General features: G+C 46.6%; 18 protein-coding genes. 7 read left to right on the forward strand and 11 right to left on the reverse strand.

Annotated elements, in window-relative coordinates; all coding sequences use genetic code 11:
- Positions 1-93: 93 nt before the first annotated feature.
- The 8 genes from A3Q3_RS0107815 to A3Q3_RS0107850 all read right to left on the reverse strand — a co-directional run bounded on the left by A3Q3_RS0107815 (position 94) and on the right by A3Q3_RS0107850 (position 7,923).
- The gene (locus tag A3Q3_RS0107815; protein ID WP_020183029.1) at positions 94-1,230 is read right to left on the reverse strand and encodes a deoxyguanosinetriphosphate triphosphohydrolase; all 1,137 of its coding nucleotides are present in this window, start codon (positions 1,228-1,230) and stop codon (positions 94-96) included.
- The gene (gene aroB / locus A3Q3_RS0107820) at positions 1,230-2,312 is read right to left on the reverse strand and encodes a 3-dehydroquinate synthase (protein ID WP_025225016.1); all 1,083 of its coding nucleotides are present in this window, start codon (positions 2,310-2,312) and stop codon (positions 1,230-1,232) included. Before aroB ends, A3Q3_RS0107815 begins: the two co-directional genes overlap by 1 nt.
- A gap of 2 nt (positions 2,313-2,314) precedes the next feature.
- Positions 2,315-2,836, reverse strand: a complete 522-nt coding sequence (locus A3Q3_RS0107825) for a shikimate kinase (RefSeq protein ID WP_025225017.1) — start codon at positions 2,834-2,836, stop codon at positions 2,315-2,317.
- An 85-nt stretch (positions 2,837-2,921) separates the two neighbouring features.
- Entirely contained in the window at positions 2,922-5,111 is a 2,190-nt protein-coding gene (gene pilQ, locus A3Q3_RS0107830; RefSeq protein ID WP_020183032.1) for a type IV pilus secretin PilQ, read from the reverse strand.
- A 10-nt stretch (positions 5,112-5,121) separates the two neighbouring features.
- On the reverse strand, positions 5,122-5,631 hold the full coding sequence (locus A3Q3_RS0107835; RefSeq protein WP_020183033.1) for a pilus assembly protein PilP: 510 nt from the start codon (positions 5,629-5,631) through the stop codon (positions 5,122-5,124).
- The gene (locus tag A3Q3_RS0107840; protein WP_020183034.1) at positions 5,628-6,263 is read right to left on the reverse strand and encodes a type 4a pilus biogenesis protein PilO; all 636 of its coding nucleotides are present in this window, start codon (positions 6,261-6,263) and stop codon (positions 5,628-5,630) included. The genes A3Q3_RS0107835 and A3Q3_RS0107840 overlap by 4 nt, the downstream gene beginning before the upstream one ends.
- Entirely contained in the window at positions 6,260-6,853 is a 594-nt protein-coding gene (locus A3Q3_RS0107845) for a PilN domain-containing protein (RefSeq protein WP_020183035.1), read from the reverse strand. The genes A3Q3_RS0107840 and A3Q3_RS0107845 overlap by 4 nt, the downstream gene beginning before the upstream one ends.
- A complete protein-coding gene (locus tag A3Q3_RS0107850) occupies positions 6,853-7,923 on the reverse strand; it encodes a pilus assembly protein PilM (RefSeq protein ID WP_025225019.1) in 1,071 nt (356 codons plus the stop codon). The genes A3Q3_RS0107845 and A3Q3_RS0107850 overlap by 1 nt, the downstream gene beginning before the upstream one ends.
- Before the next feature lie 216 nt (positions 7,924-8,139).
- Between A3Q3_RS0107850 and A3Q3_RS0107855 the strand changes: the two genes are divergently transcribed.
- The 3 genes from A3Q3_RS0107855 (at position 8,140) to ybaL (ending at position 13,143) form a co-directional block, all read left to right on the forward strand.
- Positions 8,140-10,626: a penicillin-binding protein 1A gene (locus A3Q3_RS0107855; protein ID WP_020183037.1), complete on the forward strand. Its 2,487-nt coding sequence runs from the start codon at positions 8,140-8,142 to the stop codon at positions 10,624-10,626.
- Between the two features lie 2 nt (positions 10,627-10,628).
- The gene (locus tag A3Q3_RS0107860; protein ID WP_020183038.1) at positions 10,629-11,261 is read left to right on the forward strand and encodes a hypothetical protein; all 633 of its coding nucleotides are present in this window, start codon (positions 10,629-10,631) and stop codon (positions 11,259-11,261) included.
- A 184-nt stretch (positions 11,262-11,445) separates the two neighbouring features.
- Positions 11,446-13,143, forward strand: a complete 1,698-nt coding sequence (gene ybaL / locus A3Q3_RS0107865; protein WP_020183039.1) for a YbaL family putative K(+) efflux transporter — start codon at positions 11,446-11,448, stop codon at positions 13,141-13,143.
- Positions 13,144-13,147: 4 nt separating this feature from the next.
- Here the strand turns inward: ybaL and A3Q3_RS0107870 are convergent, their stop codons facing one another.
- Positions 13,148-14,050, reverse strand: coding sequence for a LysR family transcriptional regulator (locus A3Q3_RS0107870; protein ID WP_020183040.1), 903 nt, complete (start codon positions 14,048-14,050; stop codon positions 13,148-13,150).
- A gap of 158 nt (positions 14,051-14,208) precedes the next feature.
- Here A3Q3_RS0107870 and A3Q3_RS0107875 point away from each other — a divergent pair, with 158 nt between their 5' ends.
- Genes A3Q3_RS0107875 through A3Q3_RS0107885 form a run of 3 tightly spaced genes read left to right on the forward strand, consistent with a single transcriptional unit; the run spans position 14,209 to position 17,843 of the window.
- Entirely contained in the window at positions 14,209-14,667 is a 459-nt protein-coding gene (locus tag A3Q3_RS0107875) for a (2Fe-2S)-binding protein (protein ID WP_020183041.1), read from the forward strand.
- Between the two features lie 10 nt (positions 14,668-14,677).
- Positions 14,678-16,855, forward strand: coding sequence for a xanthine dehydrogenase family protein molybdopterin-binding subunit (locus tag A3Q3_RS0107880; protein ID WP_020183042.1), 2,178 nt, complete (start codon positions 14,678-14,680; stop codon positions 16,853-16,855).
- 4 nt (positions 16,856-16,859) lie between these two features.
- Positions 16,860-17,843, forward strand: coding sequence for an XdhC family protein (locus A3Q3_RS0107885; protein WP_026361829.1), 984 nt, complete (start codon positions 16,860-16,862; stop codon positions 17,841-17,843).
- Between the two features lie 6 nt (positions 17,844-17,849).
- Here A3Q3_RS0107885 and A3Q3_RS0107890 read toward each other — a convergent pair whose 3' ends face one another.
- On the reverse strand, positions 17,850-18,431 hold the full coding sequence (locus tag A3Q3_RS0107890) for an NTP transferase domain-containing protein (protein WP_020183044.1): 582 nt from the start codon (positions 18,429-18,431) through the stop codon (positions 17,850-17,852).
- A gap of 52 nt (positions 18,432-18,483) precedes the next feature.
- Positions 18,484-18,984 (reverse strand): hypothetical protein, encoded by a 501-nt coding sequence (locus A3Q3_RS0107895; RefSeq protein WP_020183045.1) that lies wholly within the window; start codon positions 18,982-18,984, stop codon positions 18,484-18,486.
- A gap of 153 nt (positions 18,985-19,137) precedes the next feature.
- Between A3Q3_RS0107895 and A3Q3_RS0107900 the strand changes: the two genes are divergently transcribed.
- Positions 19,138-19,656, forward strand: coding sequence for an SRPBCC family protein (locus tag A3Q3_RS0107900; RefSeq protein WP_020183046.1), 519 nt, complete (start codon positions 19,138-19,140; stop codon positions 19,654-19,656).
- Positions 19,657-19,659 lie beyond the last annotated feature (3 nt).

Here is a 19,659-nt window from a genome sequence, read left to right on the forward strand (position 1 = left end):
GGTTTACGGGGCAAGCGATTTGTCGCTTTTTGTTACATTTAAAGTACTTTGTTGCAATTGTGCAACACTAATGCTGCAAAAATGTAGCTTAAACTAGAAATATTCTTCCACCGCAAATAAACGGCGATGCTCGCGAATGGCAAAACGATCAGTCATACCGGCAATATAGTCAGCCACTGCTCTTGGCTGATCTGCTTTTGCAGCCGCTTGGTGCTCATCGGGCATCAGTTCTACATTTTGCATAAACGCGTGAAACAACTCTTGAATAATGCGCTCTGCTTTTGCGCTCATGCGGTTAACTTTGTAATGGTGGTATAGATTTTTGCGCAAAAACTGTTTGAGTGCCTGATTTTTTTTAGCGGTTGCCTCACTAAACGCAACCAAGTAGGGCGCATGACGAATATCTTCAATCGTTTGTGGTTTCAGTTGCTGAATATTTTCCAATGTGGTTTCGCACAAATCAATCACGAGCTGATTGATCATCCTGCGGATAGTTTCAGGAATTAAACGTTTCAATTCGATATTCGGATACTGTGATTTCACCACAGCCATGTTTTCTGCAAACAATTCAATTTCTTTTAACTGCTCGATGGTAATGAGCTGTGAGCGCAAGCCGTCATCTACATCATGGTTGTTGTAGGCGATTTCATCGGCAAAATTGGTGACTTGTGCCTCCAGGCTTGGGCTTTGTTTTTTAATAAAGCGTTCACCAACATCGCCAAGTAGGCGTGCATTCTTGATGGAGCAGTGTTTTAAGATACCCTCGCGCAATTCAAACGTTAGATTCAAACCGTCGAACTCTGCGTAGCGATTTTCCAGCATATCCACCACGCGCAAAGACTGCAAATTATGCTCGAAACCACCATGGGCGCGCATACATGCATTCAGAGCATCTTGGCCTGCATGCCCAAATGGTGTGTGACCTAGATCATGCGCTAGTGCGATACCTTCGGTTAAGTCTTCATGTAAATGTAAGGTTCTGGCGATACCGCGTGCCAATTGCGCAACCTCTAAACTATGCGTCAGGCGCGTTCTAAACAAATCGCCCTCATGATTTACGAAGACTTGTGTTTTGTACTCTAAACGCCTAAAGGCTGTTGAATGGATGATGCGATCACGGTCGCGCTGAAATAAATTGCGTATGGGTGCGCCGTTAATCAAAGGCGCCGCTGGCTCGTTAAATTTACGGCCGATCGATTGTTCCGGATGTGCTGCATAACTGGCTAGCATCACGCAGCAATCGCCTCTAATGTTTGATTTAGTAACGCTTTATCATAATCAGCCGTCATTACTGCTTTGCCTATGCCCTGTTGTAGCACCAATCTAATTTGCCCATCGGCCACTTTTTTATCTAGCTGCATTAAGGCCAAATACTTTTCTGGGCTGAGTTTAGGTGGTGTTAACGGCAAATTGGCTGATTGGAATATGGCTGAAATTCTAGCTATCTCTTGTTCACTTAACCAAGCTAATCTTTGTGACAAGTCGGCCGCTAGCATCGTACCCGCAGCCACAGCCTCACCATGTAACCAAACACCGTATCCCATCGCATTTTCAATGGCATGGCCAAAGGTATGGCCTAAATTAAGCAGTGCACGCTCGCCAGACTCATGCTCGTCAATAGCCACCACTTCAGCCTTGTTTTGACAAGAGCGATAAATAGCATAGCTGACTACCTGCTCATCTAGCGCCATCAATTGCGGCATATTGCGCTCCAACCAATCAAAAAAATCTGCGTCTCTAATCAGGCCATATTTAATGACCTCTGCCACCCCTGCTGAATACTCGCGTGGCGGCAACGTTTGCAATGTATTGATATCGGCCAACACAACTTTAGGTTGATAAAATGCCCCTATCATATTTTTGCCAAGTGGATGGTTAATGCCCGTTTTCCCACCTACGCTAGAGTCCACTTGTGATAGCAGTGTGGTGGGTATTTGAATAAACGGCACGCCTCTGAGGTAAGTCGCCGCGGCATACCCAGTCAAATCGCCAATGACGCCACCACCTAGTGCAATCAATGTGGTGCTACGCTCACAACGATGCTTCAATAATGCATCGTAGATTAAATTCAGTGTCTCCGTGTTTTTATATGCTTCGCCGTCCGGCAAAATAATTTGGATAACATTGACTCCAGCAGTTTCTAACGCTTTTACCAACGTTGGCATATAGAGTGGCGCCACGGTGGTGTTACTCACAATCGCAACTTGCTTACGCTTCAGATGTGGCAATACTAAATCCGCTTGCTCTAACAAGCCTTTGCCAATATGGATAGGATAACTTCTATCTCCTAGCTTCACTTCTAATGTCTGCATAGTCATTTCTTTAATGCCAATTCAATTTGATTGAGTATGTTCGCAACCGGTTGATTCCCAGTATCGATAATCAATGAGGCTGTTTCTGTGTACAGCGGATTGCGTGCCTGATAAAGATGCTCTAATCGCTTACGCACATCCACATTTTGCAACAGTGGGCGATGCTTATCATTGCGCATTCTCATCCACAGCTCATGTACGTTTGCACGCAGATAAATCACATAGCCATGTTGTTTTAATAGCGCACGGTTTTCAGCTGCGATTACAGCACCACCACCAGTGGCCATGACAATATTATCAAGTGCGGAAAGCTCCTCGATGGTAGCCGTTTCTCTTTTACGGAAGCCAGCTTCGCCTTCCAGCTCAAAAATGGTGGCTATTTTCACCCCAGTACGCTGCTCAATCACTTGGTCGGTATCGTAAAACGTTTTACCCAAATGCTTGGCTATTAATTTCCCTATCGTAGTTTTACCTGCGCCCATCAAGCCAATAAAGAAAATGTTGTTAGGAATCTCTGCCACAATAAAAAATGCCCATCGTTATCTGATGGGCATTTTAAGCGAAACTGACATTCCTGTCAGCGCAGAATGGTATTTATCTCAAACCCTATTATCTTAAACCCAGACTTTCATCCATGATTTTAGGTGTGATGAAGATCAGCAATTCTGTTTTGTCTTCTTGTTTTGTTCTACGTTTGAATGCATGACCAACAATAGGAAGGTCACCGAAGAACGGCACCTTATCGACATCATTACGCTCAGTTTGCTCGTAGATACCACCAAGTACAGCTGTTTCACCATTCGCTACCAATACGTTAGTTTTAACGTTTTGCGTATCAATAGACGGCGTACCAAAGAATACTTGGCCTACACGGTCTTTTTTCACCTCGAGCTCCATGATGATCTTCTCATCCGGTGTAATTTGTGGCGTTACATCCAGGCTTAGCGTTGCGTCAATAAATGAAATATTGGTCGCACCACTACTACTTGCTTGCAAGTACGGAATTTTAGTACCTGATGCAATGCTTGCTTTTTGTTGATTCGCAGTCGTTACACGTGGGCTGGATACCACCTTACCTCGCTTATCGGACTCCAATGCTGACAATTCTAAATTCAACAAAGTGTTAGCTGAGAGCTTGAATAAACTCAAAGCAAAACTGCCGAAGGCATTCGCCACTGGTAGGTTTGACATTAAGTCAGGCAAGCCATCTGAACTGGTTAAAATATTGCCGCCATCGGTTGCCGTTTGAATCGAACCGTTGTGGGTACCTTGTGTAAGTGTCGTTGCACTGGATTGTGTGAATCGATTACCCAAACTACCACTAATAGTTGCAGTCGCAGAACCTGGTGTCCCAGTTTGTGTCACGCCAAAACGTGCCCCTAAACTTTTCGCAAACTTATCATCCGCAATCACCAAGCGTGATTCAATCATCACTTGTTTGACTGGAATATCAATCTTGTTGATAACAGATTGAATCTCTTCTAGTTTTCTTGCTGTATCTTGAATAAATAGTGTATTGGTACGTGGGTCCCAAACTGCGCTACCACGTTTAGACAAGATGCTTTTGTTTTTATCGCCAGAGTTACCTCCTGAATCATCCCCAGATAAGATTTTTTTGAAGTTTTCCGCTTTTTGATACTTCAGTGTAAACACCTCTGTACGCAACGGCTCCAAATCTTCAATGGCTTGATTTGCTTCTAGTGCTGCTTTCTCTTTAGCTGCTAGCTCATCCGCCGGAGCAATCGAAATCACATTACCTGAAACACGTTTATCCAACCCTTTGTTTTTCATGATGATATCCAGTGCCTGATCCCACGGAACATCTTTTAATCGCAAAGTGATGTTGCCAGTTACGCTATCACTGGCCACAATGTTTTTACCGGTAAAATCAGCAATCACCTGCAGTACTGAACGCACTTCAATGTTCTGAAAGTTTAACGACAACTTCTCACCAGCGAACCCTATTTTAGAGCCTTGCACTAATTTATTTGGATCTTGAATAATTGGTCTGACATCCACAATAAATTTCTTATCAGCTTGATAAGCAGACTGCTCCCAATCACCTTTAGGCTCAATGATAATTTGACCGTTTTTACCACGCTTAATAGTATCGATATACAGCACAGGCGTATTGAAATTAATCACGTTTAAACGACGCTGAAGCTCTGCAGGTACATCTGTATCTACAAAATCAACAACAATCGTTTTTCCTTTGTTCTTAATGTTGATCCCAGAACTTGCGTCAGACAACTCGACAATGATACGACCCTCGCCATTTTTGCCACGTGCAAAATCCACATTGGCAATCGCATGCCCAGCACTGCTGCTACGTCCTTCAGCAAAACGCGTCTCCGCTACAGTATTGTTCGCGGCAGTCTCGCTACCTTGCAAGCTAATCACAACCTCTTTACCATTAACGCTCGTGTTATATCCAACGCTTTTAGATAAATTCAATACCATACGTGTGCGGTCTTTTGCTTGTGCTAGCGACACACTTTTAAGTGCACCCTGCTCTGCAACAATATTCGACTTATTCAACCCATTCGCCGTTTTTGGAAAGTCCAAGGCGATTCTCGCTGGACTGTTCAGTGAAAAACCAGGAGGTGGAAACTCTAAAGGCGACTTCAATACTACTCGAATATTGACTCTACCACCTGACAAAGAAGTGAAATCCACACTCTCAATTTCATTGGTCAATAACGAGTTACTCTCAGCCGCAAAAGCAACATGGAATAGCGATTGACTTATCAACAAGACGAATGCTAAAAATACTCGATTTAATTTTTCTACGTGTTTCATATTTTCACCCTTATTCCTGCAAACTTAAGCTTGAAATGCGCTCAACCCAATCGCCAGAAAGCTCATCTTGTATAATTTCTTTTAAGGACACTTCCGTATCCGTAATTGAGGTAATGAGTCCAAAATTCGTACCTAGATAATTACCTACTTCAACTTGATGCACCGTATTATCCGGTGTCTTGATTAACGCAAAGCGTGATTTGGTCTTACTAAGCAAACCAACATAATTGAGGTTTTCCAGCGGGTAAGACTCTAGCGGTTGCTTCGGTCGATTTAAATTAGGCTGAAAACTCCCTTTGCTGAGCGCTTTCCTTGGCTTAAACGGATCCGAAATACTCCCGTCCACGTTGAACTGCAGCGGCACATAAGCTTGCACTTGAGGTAGCGGCTCAACTTTGGTGCTCATGGTTTTTGGTGCATCTGCCATAAACTGATCCAAGTCATCGCCCTCACCACCACTGCAAGCAACCAGAAGTAGCGAGATTCCACCTAAGCAAACAGATTTGATGATCGAATTCATTTCACACTAACCTTTTTATCAGCAGATTTTCTTGCACTAATTTCTGATGAATCTAAATATCGATACGTTTTCGCCACCGCTTCTAATACTAGGCGTCCGTCTTTAGTTTCTTTGCTCGCTGGCTGAATAATTAAATTATTCAAAGTAACAATTCTAGGTAACTTCGATACGTCTGTGGCGAATGCACCCAAATCGTGATACCCGCCTAAGACTTTGATTTGAATTGGCATTTCAGCATAGAATTCAGCCACTGTTTCTTGCCCTGGCTTGAATAGCTCAAACTCCAAACCACGCCCCAACCCCGCTTGGTTAACATCAGTCAGCAAACCGTCCATTTCAGATTTGTCTGGCAACTGTTTGAGCAATGCACCAAAGGTTTTTTCAATCTCTACCATTTGCTGTCTATAGGCGTCAATTTTGATTGCTTGACTCTTTTTTGTAAGAAAAACTGTTCTTAGCTCTTTTTCTTTCTCAACCGACTGATCCAACTCATCTAGCGCAGGACTCCACATAAACCAATACCCAAGCCCAACGAGCACCAAACCAAGCACACCAAGCAACACCGCCTTAATTGAAAACGGCAGGCTTCCAACATTTTGCAGGTCTATATTATTAAAATCTTCTAACTTCATGGGTTAGCCCCCTGTTTTTTTGCTTGCGCATCTTTCTCGGCATCCACTTGTGGTGCCCGCAAATTCACATTCAGCGTAAATTCATTTTGCTTCAAGTTGTTGACTGTAACGGCCTTGATTTCAACAAGACTTGGTGACTCCATCCATGTGGAGGCTGTTAAATTACGCACTAAGGTGGCTACACGTGCATTGGTATCGGCAGACCCTTGAATTTCAATGGCACTGCCTTGCTGCTTAATGCTGCGAATGAATACACCTTCAGGCAACTGCCGCGCGACTTCGTCCAGCACAACAACGGCCTGACTACGGTTAGTCTGTAAGTTTTCTACGATTTGTTTACGCTCTAGTACCGAGTTAATTTGGTCTTTCAGTGCTTTGATGTCTTTAATCTCGCTATCTAGCTTAACAATTGCATCATCCAATCTTCTGTTGCGATCATCTTGGGCATCTTTTCTGGCATTGATAACTGACCAACCCATAAATACCAATGCAGACGCAAGCACCACAGTACCCAGCGCCATCAGGCCGAATTGTCTTTGTTTCTCAGCACGCTTAACCTGGCGATGTGGTAATAAATTAATACGAACCATTAATCTACCCCTCTCATTGCCAACCCACATGCAATCAACAAGGCAGGGGCATCCACTGCAAGTTGCTGTTGTTTAACACGACTGCCCATGGCCATTTTTTGAAACGGGTTCGCAATCATCACATTGACTTGCGTACGGTCTTGTACTGCCACATCCGCGCCTTTAATAGAGGCACATCCACCCGCCAGTACAATATGGTCTACTTTGTTGTATTGAGTAGAGCTCGTAAAAAATTGCAGCGCACGCGCCACTTCAGTAGAAAGCGATAATACGAATGGATTTAACACTTCCTCTTCGTAGCTCTCTGGCAAGCCACCTTTGCGTTTTGCAATCTCAGACTCTTCTGTCGACAAGCCAAAGCGACGTTGAATTTCTTGTGTGAGTAAACTGCCGCCAAAATTCTGTTCTCGAATATACACAGACTGATTATCGTGCAAGACATTGATGTGCATCATGTTGGCACCGATATCGACAATCATCACTGTTTGATCTTTACCGGCATTTGGCAATTGACTTGCAATGAAGGTGTAAGCGGACTCTGTTGCGTAAGTTTCAACATCCATCACCATGACTTTTAAACCCGCTTCCTCTGCGGCAGCCACGCGATCTTCAATTTTTTCCTTGCGGGAAGCTGCAATCAGCACTTCAACTTCATCCGGGCTATTGATAGCGGGACCGATGACTTGAAAATCAATATTGACTTCATCTAACGAGAATGGGATGTACTGATTGGCTTCAGCTTCCACCTGAGACTCCATCTCATCTTCACGGAGCCCAGATTGCATCAGCACTTTTTTAGTAATCACTGCGGCGGAAGGCAATGCTAAGGCAGCACGCTTTTCTCGGCTGTTCAGCAGTTTCCAAGCAAGTCGAACAGATTCGGACACTTGTTCCAACCCACTGATATTGCCTTCAACAATTGCGTCTTTCGCAATAGAGGCTACAGCATAGCCTTCTAATCGATAAACGCCTTTTGCACTTGAGGACAATTCAACCATCTTGACGGCAGATGAACTGATATCAACGCCAATCAGCGGAGGGGTTTTGTCGTTAAAAAAGTCGAATTTCAAATTGAAATTCCCTTTCATTTATCGTTAGTTACGAACAATTGCAATAATTTACATTAAATCCTAACAACAACATTATGCAGTGTAAAGCAATTTATTTCTAAGCAAAGTTTAATTATGGTTTTTTTGTGAAAGTGTTAACAATTTGCTACAGTCTAAAATTGCTAAATTGCATTACAATTACAGAACTAGATACAGTTTCAACTCAAGAAGCAGTTTATGAGCCCAAAAAAGTGGTGGCATTTTTTAATTTTGTTTGTCGTTGTTGGCACCCTAGTGTTAACTGCATTAACAGCTCTTGCTGTTTCTATTATCTATCCGACACTTCCTTCTTTAGAAATCCTCACCAACTATCGCCCCAAGCTATCACTTAAAATCTACTCGGCTGAAGGCGCATTGATTGGTGAGTTTGGCGAAGAGCGGCGCGCATTTGTCAAAATTGAGAATGTACCCGCTTCCATGAAAGATGCAGTACTTGCCATTGAAGATCGCCGCTTTTATCAACATAACGGCATTGATACCAAAGGCATCGTCCGCGCTATCCGCAATAACGTGATGGGGGTGAGCCATGAAGGTGCCAGTACCATTACCATGCAAGTGGCTAAAAACTTCTTTAGCCAACCCGGTGGCAAGCGTGACATGATCACCAAAATCAAAGAGGCCTTGCTGGCCATCAAAATTGAGAAAACTATCAGCAAAGATCAGATTCTTGAGCTATATCTCAATCAGATTTATTTGGGCCAGCGCTCATATGGCTTTGCTGCTGCTTCTCAGGTGTATTTTGGTAAACAACTGAAAGACCTCAATTTGGCTGAAGCGGCGCTATTGGCGGGCATGCCTAAAGCACCTTCTCGCTACAATCCATATACGCATGAGAAACGCGCAATGGTACGTCAGAACGAAGTATTGCGAGACATGTTGCGTTATGGCTTTATCCAGCAAAACGAATTTGATAAGGCCATGAATACCAAATTAAAATTCAAACCGGCCAAATCAGTCAAAAATCTAAGTGCGGATTATGTTGCGGAAATTGTACGTATTTCCATGTTCAACCGTTACGGCGAAGACATTTACCAGAGCGGCTATAAGGTCTACACCACCATCAAAAAATCCAATCAAGAAGCAGCTAATGCAGCGGTAGTGCAAGGCATCATTGATTACGAACTCAGACATGGTTACCGCGGACCAGAAAAAACCATTGCAATCAACACCAATGGCGACCTGAAAACGTTTGCAGTGACTGCACTGGATGAGATTGAGGAATACAATCGCTTTGTGCCCGCACTGGTCACACAGGTCAGCAAAAAATCCATTTCTGCCATTACTAAATCCGGTGATAACCTAGAAGTCACTGGTGCAGGCTTAAAACTGATTGAGAAACATCTGCTGAGTAAAGTGGAAACTCCACAGGCAGTGAAAGTCGGTGCCATTATTCGCGTAACCAAATTAAATGGTGAATGGATTGTGGTGCAATTGCCACAAGTGGAAGCTTCGCTGATTGCGCTGAATCCTGAAACTGGTGCGGTCAACGCTTTGATTGGCGGTTTTGATTTTACGCGCAGCAAGTTTAATCACGTCACACAGGCATGGCGCCAGCCGGGCTCTAGCTTTAAACCTTTTGTCTATTCTGCGGCCATCGAAAAAGGATTCACGCCCGCGTCTGTTGTGGATGATGCACCATTCTCACTTTCGGCAGAAGAAGTTGGCAGTCGTGAAAGTTGGGAGCCGCACAACTTCGATGACAAATATTCCGGCCCAATTCGCTTACGTACTGCACTGACCAAATCTAAAAACATGGTCTCTATCCGTGTGTTGCAAGCGATTGGTCCGCGTTATGCGCAAAGCTACATTACAAAATTCGGATTTAATCCTAAAGATCACCCCGCGTATTTGGCCATGGCACTGGGTGCAGGTTCCACTACCTCATGGCAGTTGGCAGCCGGTTATGCGGTATTTGCCAACAGCGGTTATCAGGTTAAACCGTATTTAATCAGTAAAATTGTGGATAGCGATGGCCGCGTGGTTGAGTCAGTCGACCCAACCAAACATATTTCCGCTTACCGCGTCATAGATCAACGTAATGCCTTCCTCATGACCTCCATGATGCAAGACGTGATTAACCTAGGCACTGCAAGGCAAGCCAACGTTCTGGGTAGAAGCGATATTGCTGGTAAGACTGGCACCACCAACAATCAAATGGATGTTTGGTTTGCAGGGTTTAACCCAAAAGAGGTCGCTGTGGCTTGGATGGGTTACGACAGCCCTAAATCACTGGGTAGAGATGAAACCGGCGGTAAAGCGGCCTTGCCAATTTGGATTAAATACATGGAATCTGCTTTAAAAGGCGTACCTATTTACCAATATAAAATTCCGCAGGGCGTCGTCAAACTCAAAATCAACCCTGACGATGGCACCTTAGCTGGCGACTTTGATGAAGGGGTGGATGAATATTTTTACCATGAAAATCCACCGCCATCGGCAAGCTACGATATCCCATCTTTAGAAGGCACCACCGAACAGGATTACGCGCGCCCGAATAGCATGGACATGATTACCAACCCGATGCAACCCAATAGCCGTGCTGCGCCAGTTGAAGAACGCAGGCTGGATGGCGCTCAAAAAACAGAAAAACCACGGCGTGAACCAAGTGCCGATAGCGAGACAGAAAGCAATCCCCTCAGCCGTATTTTTAATTCTGGGCGCTAAACATGGCCAGAGAGAATGTCGAACAACTGCGCCAATTGATTGCTCAAGCAGCAGCACGCATGATGGCTGAAGATGGCATTCATGACTTTGCCTATGCTAAAAAAAAAGCAGGGCGTCAGCTTGGTGTGATTGAGAATGGTGCACTGCCCAGCAATGCTGAGATCGAACAAGAAATCCGGCTGTATCATGAAATCTACAATGCAGACGAACAACCGCTAGAGTTAAATAAGCTTAGAAAAGCGGCACTCGCGACCATGCAATTATTCGAGCGATTCAATCCACATCTGACCGGTAGCGTGCTAGATGGTACCGCGGGAAAATACGCACAGACCGATATTTATCTATTTGCAGACAGTGCTAAAGAAGTTGAAATCTTCTTGCTCAACCAGCAAATCCCTTTTGAGAGCAGCGAAAAGGCTTATCGAATTTCTGACAAACCCAGCAAGGATAAAAAAGATAAAGTCCGTAAAACCGTACAAGTCTTTACGCTGGAAACTGAATTCGGGATTCAAAAACTCAGCGTGTTTGAGTATGATGATATGCGCATTGCCACCAAACGCACCAGCGATGGCAGCAACGCAGATAGAGCAGCCATTCCAGAAGTGATGGAACTGCTGAGACAACCTGTGCTCTAATCGCTGATTGCTTTGTCTCAAATGGTGAGCAACATATATCGCCATGATGCGTTTTAGCCAATTATTCGCAATCAACCTTATCCGCTTTAACAACCCATTACACGTTTTAATTTGTGGTGTACCATCTTTATCAGCACTACTCTCAATCTTTACGATGCGCGTGTAACCAAGAAAATAATAAAACATGGAACATAATATTACACTCATTTCTACCATTGCCTCGGGCTTTGGGCTTGCCTTAATTTTTGGCTTCATTGCCGAGCGCCTAAAACTGTCTGCATTGGTGGGCTATTTAGTGGCGGGTATTTTAATTGGTCCTGCCACACCAGGATTTGTTGCCGATGTCCATATTGCCTCACAACTCTCTGAAATTGGCGTGATGCTGCTGATGTTTGGCGTAGGCTTACACTTCTCAATCAATGACCTCATGGCCGTGCGCCGCATTGCTATCCCCGGTGCGATTGTACAAATGACGATGGCCACGTTGCTTGGTATGTACCTTACCCATCTATGGGGTTGGACACTCGGTGAAGGGCTTGTATTCGGCCTAGCATTGTCCTGCGCAAGCACGGTTGTGTTGTTACGTGCGCTTGAGTCCAGAAATATGCTGGAGAGCATGAACGGTAAAATCACGGTGGGGTGGCTGGTGGTAGAAGACCTGCTCACCGTATTGGTGTTGGTGTTGCTTCCGCCAATGGCAGGCTTGCTGGGTGGCAGTGTTGCAGAAGCCTCTGACACGCCACTATGGCAAACCATCGGCATTACCCTGTTGCAAGTGGTCGGCTTTATTCTGATGATGTTGGTTGTTGGTAAGCGCGTGCTGCCTTGGCTGCTGTGGCACATAGCCAAAACCGGCTCACGCGAATTATTTACCTTATCGGTTATCTCTACCGCCATTGGCATTGCCTACGGCGCTTCCGTGTTATTTAACGTCTCATTTGCACTGGGTGCGTTCTTTGCCGGCATGGTGATGCGAGAATCAGAGTTTAGCCATCGCGCCGCCGAAGAATCGTTACCGTTACGCGATGCGTTTGCCGTGCTATTTTTCGTCTCGGTCGGCATGTTATTTCAGCCATCGATTCTTATTGAGCAACCATTGAATGTATTGGCAACCGTGGGCGTAATCATCATTGGCAAATCACTGGCAGCCATGGCCATCACACTGGCTTTCCGCTATCCGCTGAATAGCGCACTGATTGTTGCCGCCAGCCTGGCACAAATTGGTGAGTTCTCCTTTATTTTGGCAGGACTGGGGCTATCATTAGGCTTGCTTCCGGCAGAAGGCATGAGTTTGATTTTGGCCGCAGCACTGATTTCGATTGCGCTTAACCCATTGCTATTCTCCGCCATCCAACCCTTTAAGAAATGGCTCATCGACATTTCCAAAACTGCCAGTGATTTGGAAAAGCGCACCGACCCATTTGCCGAACTACCGATGAGTACCGAACGCAAGTATTTGGAAGGGCAGATTGTATTGGTTGGCTATGGCAGAGTAGGCAAGCGTATCGCCAACGCACTGCTGTCCAGCAACATTCCGTTTGTGATAGCTGAAGAGAATCGCGAAATCGTCGAAAATTTGCGTAAAGCAGGTATCCCAGCGGTTTCTGGCAATGCGGCTGACCCCAGTGTGCTGATTCAAGCACATATTGCTAACGCTTCTATGCTGGTAGTGGCCACACCCGATACCATTGACGTAAGAAAGATGGTCACCACGGCTAAATTACTGCGGCCGGAAATTCAAATTGTATTGAGAACACATAGTGAAGATGAGTCAGAACGTCTCCGCAAAGAAGATATCGGCCGTGTATTTTATGGCGAGGAAGAGTTGGCCAACGGTATGTGCAAACATATTTTGGCGCAGTACGCACCTAAATCCGCTTGATACATCAAGACAATCTAGCCTCCGCCAGCACGCTCACTAAACGATCAAATACCACTCTGACGCGCTCTGACACTGGGCCGCGTTGCGGGCGATAGACATACACACCCCAAGGGCTAGGCGACTGTTCTGGTAGCACAGCCACCAACTTTCCAGCACGTATATGCTCAGCACATGCAAAATCTGGCAACTGAGCAAAGCCGATACCCGCCAGCACTGCTTGTAATTCGGCCTCTGGGTCATCGGTAGAAAACACTGGCGCGGTAGGCACACACTCCGGCTCACTGGCAAAATACCAAGGCCACATTCTGCCAGTGTTCTGATCAATTAACCCGGTATAAGGCATTTGACATAAATCACTGACTTGCTGAGGAGTGCCATAGCGCTCAATGAGTGCAGGTGCGCCTACGATAGAGAACTTTACATCTCTAACCCGCCTAGCCACATGGCGACTATTACCAAACACACCCACACGTACGCCAATATCCATTTGGTCAGCCACCACGTTATCAATCAAATCAGAGAATCTTAAATCCAATTGAATACTGGGATATTCTTGGGATAACGCAATTAAGGCAGGTAACAGAAATTGGCGCCCAAACGCATTGGGCATGGTGATTTTGACCGAGCCCTCGATACTCTGTTTAGCTGAGCCCTTATTCGTCTCGAACAAAGCATCCACTTGATCAATCACGCCGACACATTTCTGTGCCATTTGTCGGCCAAATTCAGTAATAGTGGTATTGCGTGTACTACGGTAAAACAACGGCTCGCCTAATTGCTCTTCAAACTCTTTAATGGCACGCGTGACTGATTGCGGCGACACGCCCAAACGCACAGACGCATCCTTAAAGTTGGCAGACTCTGCGACCACCTTAAAAATTCGCAACATCTCTAACTGGTTTTGCATGGCAATTCATCCGAAATATGGAATTATAAATTCCAAATTATTCCATATTATGAAGGCTTACACTATGCGATTATCTTGTTTACTATGATGCCATGACCAATTTTCCATTTGTCATGCTAGGTAAAGTGTGACAAATCAAAAATAAAGGATAACGCACAATGATCAAACTGAATATTAACGGTAAAGATGAAAGCCTAGATGCACCGGAAGACATGCCGATTCTGTGGGCATTAAGGGATGTGCTGCACATGACCGGCACCAAATTTGGCTGTGGCATGGCGCAGTGTGGTGCCTGCACCGTACATCTGGATGGCCAACCGATTCGCTCCTGCATTACACCAGTTTCCATGGCAGCGGGTAAAAAAATCACCACAATCGAAGCCATGCAAGAAGATCAAGTAGGACAAGTGGTACAAGCAGCTTGGCGCGAGATTGATGTAGTACAGTGTGGCTACTGTCAGTCTGGTCAAATCATGGCGGCTACTGCCTTGCTCACCACCAATCACAAACCAACAGACGCAGACATAGACGCCGCCATGAGTGGCAACATCTGTCGCTGCGGTACCTATCCGCGTATTCGTGCAGCCATTCATGCCGCTGCTGAAAAATTAGCATAAGGAACCCACCATGAATGCGCCATTGAATATTTCCAGACGTACCTTTATCAAAGCCACCGCATTGGTAGCAGGTGGCCTTGTCATTGCCTTTGCGATTCCACAAGCCAAGCGCTTTTTATTACCGGGTGAAACAAAAGCACCTGCCGATGCCAGTGGTAGTAAGTTACCTGCACCAAATGCTTTTCTACGCATAGGCACAGATAACACCATTACCGTCCTACTTGCCCACAGTGAGATGGGACAAAGCATCTGGACGACGTTACCGATGCTGATTGCCGAAGAACTGGATGCCGATTGGAGCAAGATACAAGTCGAACATGCAGGCGCTGCGCCGCAGTATGTACATACTGCTTATGGTATTCAAATCACAGGTGGGTCATCCACCACTTGGTCAGAGTTTGACCGCTACCGCCAAGCTGGCGCTTTGACACGCGCGCTCCTCATCAACGCAGCTGCGCAGGAATTAGGCGTGGCCAAAGAAACATTGCGTACCGAAAATGGCTTTGTAGTGAGCGCGGACAAAAAAATCAGTTATGGTGAGCTAGCAGAAGCCGCGGCCAAACTAGAAACCCCTACCACCGTTGTGTTGAAAGACCCTAAAGACTGGAAGATTATAGGTAAAGCGACGAAGCGATTAGATAGCGCCGCAAAAATCAACGGCACGGCAAAATTTGGTCAAGATGTACAATTCGAAGGCCTCAAAACGGCCATGGTGGCACGCGCTCCCGTGTTTGGCGGCAAAGTAAAATCTTTTGATGCTAGCGCAAGTAAGCAGATCAAAGGCGTACAGAATGTAGTACAAGTGCCGACTGGTGTAGCCGTGATTGCTGACAATTACTGGTCTGCGAAACAAGGCCGCGATGCGTTGAAGATTGATTGGGATTTGGGCCCGAATGCAGGGCTAGACTCCAAAAAAATGGTAGAGGATTACCGCGCACTTGCAGCGACTACGGGTACCGTAGCTGCCAAAGCCGGCGATAGCCAAGCCGCACTCAAACAAGCCAAAACCGTGGTGAAAGCAGAATATGTTGCGCCTTATTTGGCACACTCGCCCATGGAGCCACTGAATTGCACTGTGAAGATAGACAAAGATGCTTGCGAGATTTGGACAGGCACCCAGATGCAAACGACGGACCAAGCCGCTGCCGCTAAAATACTGGGACTGAAGCCAGAGCAAGTGACCATTCACACTTTATTTTTAGGGGGTGGCTTTGGCCGCCGCGCAAACCCGGCTGCCGATTTTGTATCGGAAGCTGTACAAGTAGCCAAAGCTGCAGGTGTGCCAGTCAAAACCGTATGGAGCCGTGAGGATGATGTGAAGGGTGGTTATTACCGCCCTATGTTTTTACACCAAGCCAATATTGCGCTGGATGACAAGGGATTGCCTATCGCCTGGGAACATACGGCCGTAGGACAATCCATCATGCTGGGTACGCCATTTGAAACTGTCATGATCAAAGATGGCGTAGACGCTACTTCGGTCGAAGGCACTGCTGACTCGCCTTATCTCAAAAGCATTGCTAACCATCAGGTGCAATTGCATACTGTAAAAGCAGACATCCCCGTACTTTGGTGGCGCTCTGTTGGCCATAGCCACACAGCTTTTGTGATGGAAAGCCTGATTGACGAACTAGCAAATGCCGCCAAACGTGATCCGCTGGAATACAGACGTGAGTTACTGAAAGACCACCCGCGTCATTTGGCGGCGTTGAATTTAGCAGCCGAAAAAGCCGACTGGGGAAAACCACTCCCTAAAGGCGTGTTCAGAGGCATTGCTGTGCACGAATCTTTTGGTAGCTTTGTGGCACAGGTGGCAGAAGTATCTGTAAACGCCGGCGAAGTGAAGGTACACCGTATGATCTCGGCCATTGATTGTGGTTTAGCAGTGAATCCGGAATCACTCACGGCACAAATGCAGTCATCCGTTTCATTTGGTTTGGGCGCTGCCCTGCAAAGTGAAATTACGTTTAAAGACGGGCAAGTCCAGCAATCTAATTTTCATGATTACCAAGTGTTGCGTATGAAAGACATGCCAAAAGTCGAGGTCTACATCGTCCCCAGCACTGAGAAAATGGGTGGCGTGGGTGAACCCGGATTACCTCCGGTCGCACCAGCGGTAACCAATGCCATTTTTGCGGCAACAGGCAGGCGCATCCGCACCCTACCGATTGGCACGCAACTCGCCTAATATGCTGAAATCAGCCGATTGGGAAGTGCTGCACCGTGCGCAGACATGGCTAGCGCAAGGTCACAGCGCGCATTTATTCACCGTGATACAAACCTGGGGCTCTGCACCACGTTTGCCCGGCGCCATTTTGGTGGTGCGCGATGATGGCCATCTGATTGGCTCTGTATCTGGCGGCTGTATTGAAGATGACTTGGCTGACAAAGCCAAGCATGGGCAGCTACCCACAGCGCCTACGGTACTTGAATATGGTGTGAATCAAAATGAAGCACAACGCTTTGGCATTCCCTGCGGTGGTCGCCTCACTGTTTTTGCTGAACCGCTGAGCAGCGCGGAACAACTTACCCCATTACTACACGGCATTGAGCAACGCACGCTCATTAAGCGTTCTGTTTGTCTGAGTAGCGGTCAGGTAAAAATCACAGCGGTACTGCCAGAGGGGTTACCGCGCATAGAAGGCGATTGGTTTCACAGTTATTTTGGGCCACAGTGGCGCCTATTGATTATTGGCGCCAACCAATTAGGCAGTGTGCTGGCCAGCATGGCGCAAGTATTGGAATTTGATGTACTGATTTGCGACCCGCGCGAGGACATGCAAAGTGAATGGCATGTAGAAGGCGCCACTTGGGTGTATGGCATGCCGGATGATGTAGTGCTGGACATACAACCAGATGCCCGTACCGCGATTGTAGCCGTGACACACGACCCTAAGCTGGACGACATGGCGCTACTAGAAGCATTAAAATCTGATGCGTTTTATGTCGGTGCGCTAGGCGCACAAAAAAATCAGGAAAAACGCCGTGACCGTTTGCGCATGTTTGATTTGAGTGAGTACGAAATTGCCAAATTGAACGGCCCGGTCGGCTTGAATATTGGCAGCCGGACGCCTGCGGAGATTGCGGTTGCCATTCTTGCGGAGCTCATTCAGATACGTGCACAGCAACAGAAAAATGGCATTGCCATGCCTGAAGCACTGCGTTGTAGCGCCTGATTTTTTCTAGCGCTCGCTTTCTAAATCGGCTGGCGTATCAATATCTGACAGAACCCCAGCATCGTCACATGCAAGTAGATATACCTCATCTTGATGCTGCTGAATAATGGCACGTGCTCCCTGATTACCCTGTAAGTGCGTCAATGCATCCGCAAACTTTGCAGAAAATCCTACCGGGTGCCCACGCTGCCCATGATAAGTTGGTACCACAATAGCCGCGCCCTCTTGCATGGTAGTGATCACTTGCTTAATGGATGTAGCGGTAATATATGGCATATCGGCTAAGGCGATGACAAACCCATCTTGCGCTGCCGTTAACTGGCTGGCATAACGCACAGCAAAAGATAAGCTATCCGCCATGACCTGTGCCTCTTGCGGACAGCCAATCACCACTAAACCAGCGGCTGATAGCAACGCTTTTAACGCATGATTATCCTCACGCACCACCGCCACAGAAACCGGCACCGCACTCACCAAAGATTGCGCCGCCGCCAGTGCGATAGGCCGACCATCAGGCAGGCACTGCAACAGCTTATCTTGTGTGCCAAACCTGCGAGAAAACCCTGCTGCTAATAAAATCCCTACCATCTCGCAAGCTTAGCACAGCGCCGGTGACAAACACTCATCATGCATTTGCAGATTAACGATTGTATTCAATACTGACACCAACCCCAGCCGGGCGATGGCGAACATCGGACCAACGGCCTTGATGTGAGCCTTGATGAATGAATGGTTTTTGGGGGCGGTAGCCATGGCCCCGTACACGCGGCCAATAAACAAAAACAGGGCGACTGTTCTCCAAGGCTTGCGCTTCTAATTGGGCCAACCGCTCTCTTTCCACTGCCAATGCTAAATTCTGCCTTTGTTCTTCCAACGCCATTTGACGCTCTTGCTCAACCATCTGCATTCTTTGTATATATTGTGCATTGGCAGCCGCAATGCTTTTTTGCACACGTTGCTGATCTTCTAGCGGCGCCTCCGGTACATGTGCTAACTGACCAATAGTGCGCGTTGTACACGGGCTATCCTGATAGACCTTATTCTGACGCCCATCTGCTTGAGCTGTGCCTTGGCAAATATAAATCGCAGCCTGCGCCTGCATCGTCAGCATGCACCCGACCATCGCTAATGTATATTTCATGATCCGCCCCCCCTTACTGATATGTTTCATCAACACCAAGTGGCTTGTTACATGTCGTTTTGATCTACATGCTAACTGCATAGTTCATCACCCTTGTGCAAATTGCAGTATTCATTTTATAGTACTCCAAATCGATAGTAAGGAGCATACGTGATGACGAACACTACGACTTATGACCCAGCGCTGGATTTAATGTTCGAGCGTGTGATTGATGTGCCGCACCAGCTAGTTTGGGACGCATGGACCAAGCCGGAGCAGCTGATGCAGTGGTTTTGCCCGCTGCCGTGGAAAACCGTAGACTGCACTATTGATCTGCGGCCAGGTGGTGCGTTTTTTACCGTCATGCGTTCGCCAGAAGGGCAGGAATTTCCAAGCACAGGCTGTTATTTGGAAGTCGTACCCAATCAAAAACTGGTCTGGACCAATGCACTGGCCCCAGGCTTTCGTCCTGTTGAACGCCCACAGGCCAATCCCGATCACGAATGTGCAGAACTATTATTTACCGGCATCATTTTGCTGGAGCCGCATGCCAATGGTACACGCTATACCGCCTTTGCCATGCACACAGACGAAGACAGCCGTGCCAGACATGCCCAAATGGGATTTGAAGAAGGCTGGGGAGCAGCACTTGACCAAATGATAGCCATGATTAAAGCCAAACAAAAGGCCTAGTAT

Source organism: Methylotenera sp. 1P/1 (genome assembly GCF_000384355.1).
Classification (GTDB): domain Bacteria; phylum Pseudomonadota; class Gammaproteobacteria; order Burkholderiales; family Methylophilaceae; genus Methylophilus.

What these genes read in the sequence shown, in the direction of transcription:
- A3Q3_RS0107895 (WP_020183045.1), bottom strand. Translation starts at nt 18,984, where the DNA reads ATGAAATATACATTAGCGATGGTCGGGTGCATGCTGACGATGCAGGCG.
- A3Q3_RS0107860 (WP_020183038.1), top strand. Translation starts at nt 10,629, where the DNA reads ATGGCCAGAGAGAATGTCGAACAACTGCGCCAATTGATTGCTCAAGCA.
- A3Q3_RS0107890 (WP_020183044.1), bottom strand. Translation starts at nt 18,431, where the DNA reads ATGGTAGGGATTTTATTAGCAGCAGGGTTTTCTCGCAGGTTTGGCACA.
- pilQ (WP_020183032.1), bottom strand. Translation starts at nt 5,111, where the DNA reads ATGAAACACGTAGAAAAATTAAATCGAGTATTTTTAGCATTCGTCTTG.
- A3Q3_RS0107870 (WP_020183040.1), bottom strand. Translation starts at nt 14,050, where the DNA reads ATGCAAAACCAGTTAGAGATGTTGCGAATTTTTAAGGTGGTCGCAGAG.
- aroB (WP_025225016.1), bottom strand. Translation starts at nt 2,312, where the DNA reads ATGCAGACATTAGAAGTGAAGCTAGGAGATAGAAGTTATCCTATCCAT.
- ybaL (WP_020183039.1), top strand. Translation starts at nt 11,446, where the DNA reads ATGGAACATAATATTACACTCATTTCTACCATTGCCTCGGGCTTTGGG.
- A3Q3_RS0107835 (WP_020183033.1), bottom strand. Translation starts at nt 5,631, where the DNA reads ATGAATTCGATCATCAAATCTGTTTGCTTAGGTGGAATCTCGCTACTT.
- A3Q3_RS0107875 (WP_020183041.1), top strand. Translation starts at nt 14,209, where the DNA reads ATGATCAAACTGAATATTAACGGTAAAGATGAAAGCCTAGATGCACCG.
- A3Q3_RS0107855 (WP_020183037.1), top strand. Translation starts at nt 8,140, where the DNA reads ATGAGCCCAAAAAAGTGGTGGCATTTTTTAATTTTGTTTGTCGTTGTT.
- A3Q3_RS0107815 (WP_020183029.1), bottom strand. Translation starts at nt 1,230, where the DNA reads ATGCTAGCCAGTTATGCAGCACATCCGGAACAATCGATCGGCCGTAAA.
- A3Q3_RS0107845 (WP_020183035.1), bottom strand. Translation starts at nt 6,853, where the DNA reads ATGGTTCGTATTAATTTATTACCACATCGCCAGGTTAAGCGTGCTGAG.
- A3Q3_RS0107840 (WP_020183034.1), bottom strand. Translation starts at nt 6,263, where the DNA reads ATGAAGTTAGAAGATTTTAATAATATAGACCTGCAAAATGTTGGAAGC.
- A3Q3_RS0107900 (WP_020183046.1), top strand. Translation starts at nt 19,138, where the DNA reads ATGACGAACACTACGACTTATGACCCAGCGCTGGATTTAATGTTCGAG.
- A3Q3_RS0107880 (WP_020183042.1), top strand. Translation starts at nt 14,678, where the DNA reads ATGAATGCGCCATTGAATATTTCCAGACGTACCTTTATCAAAGCCACC.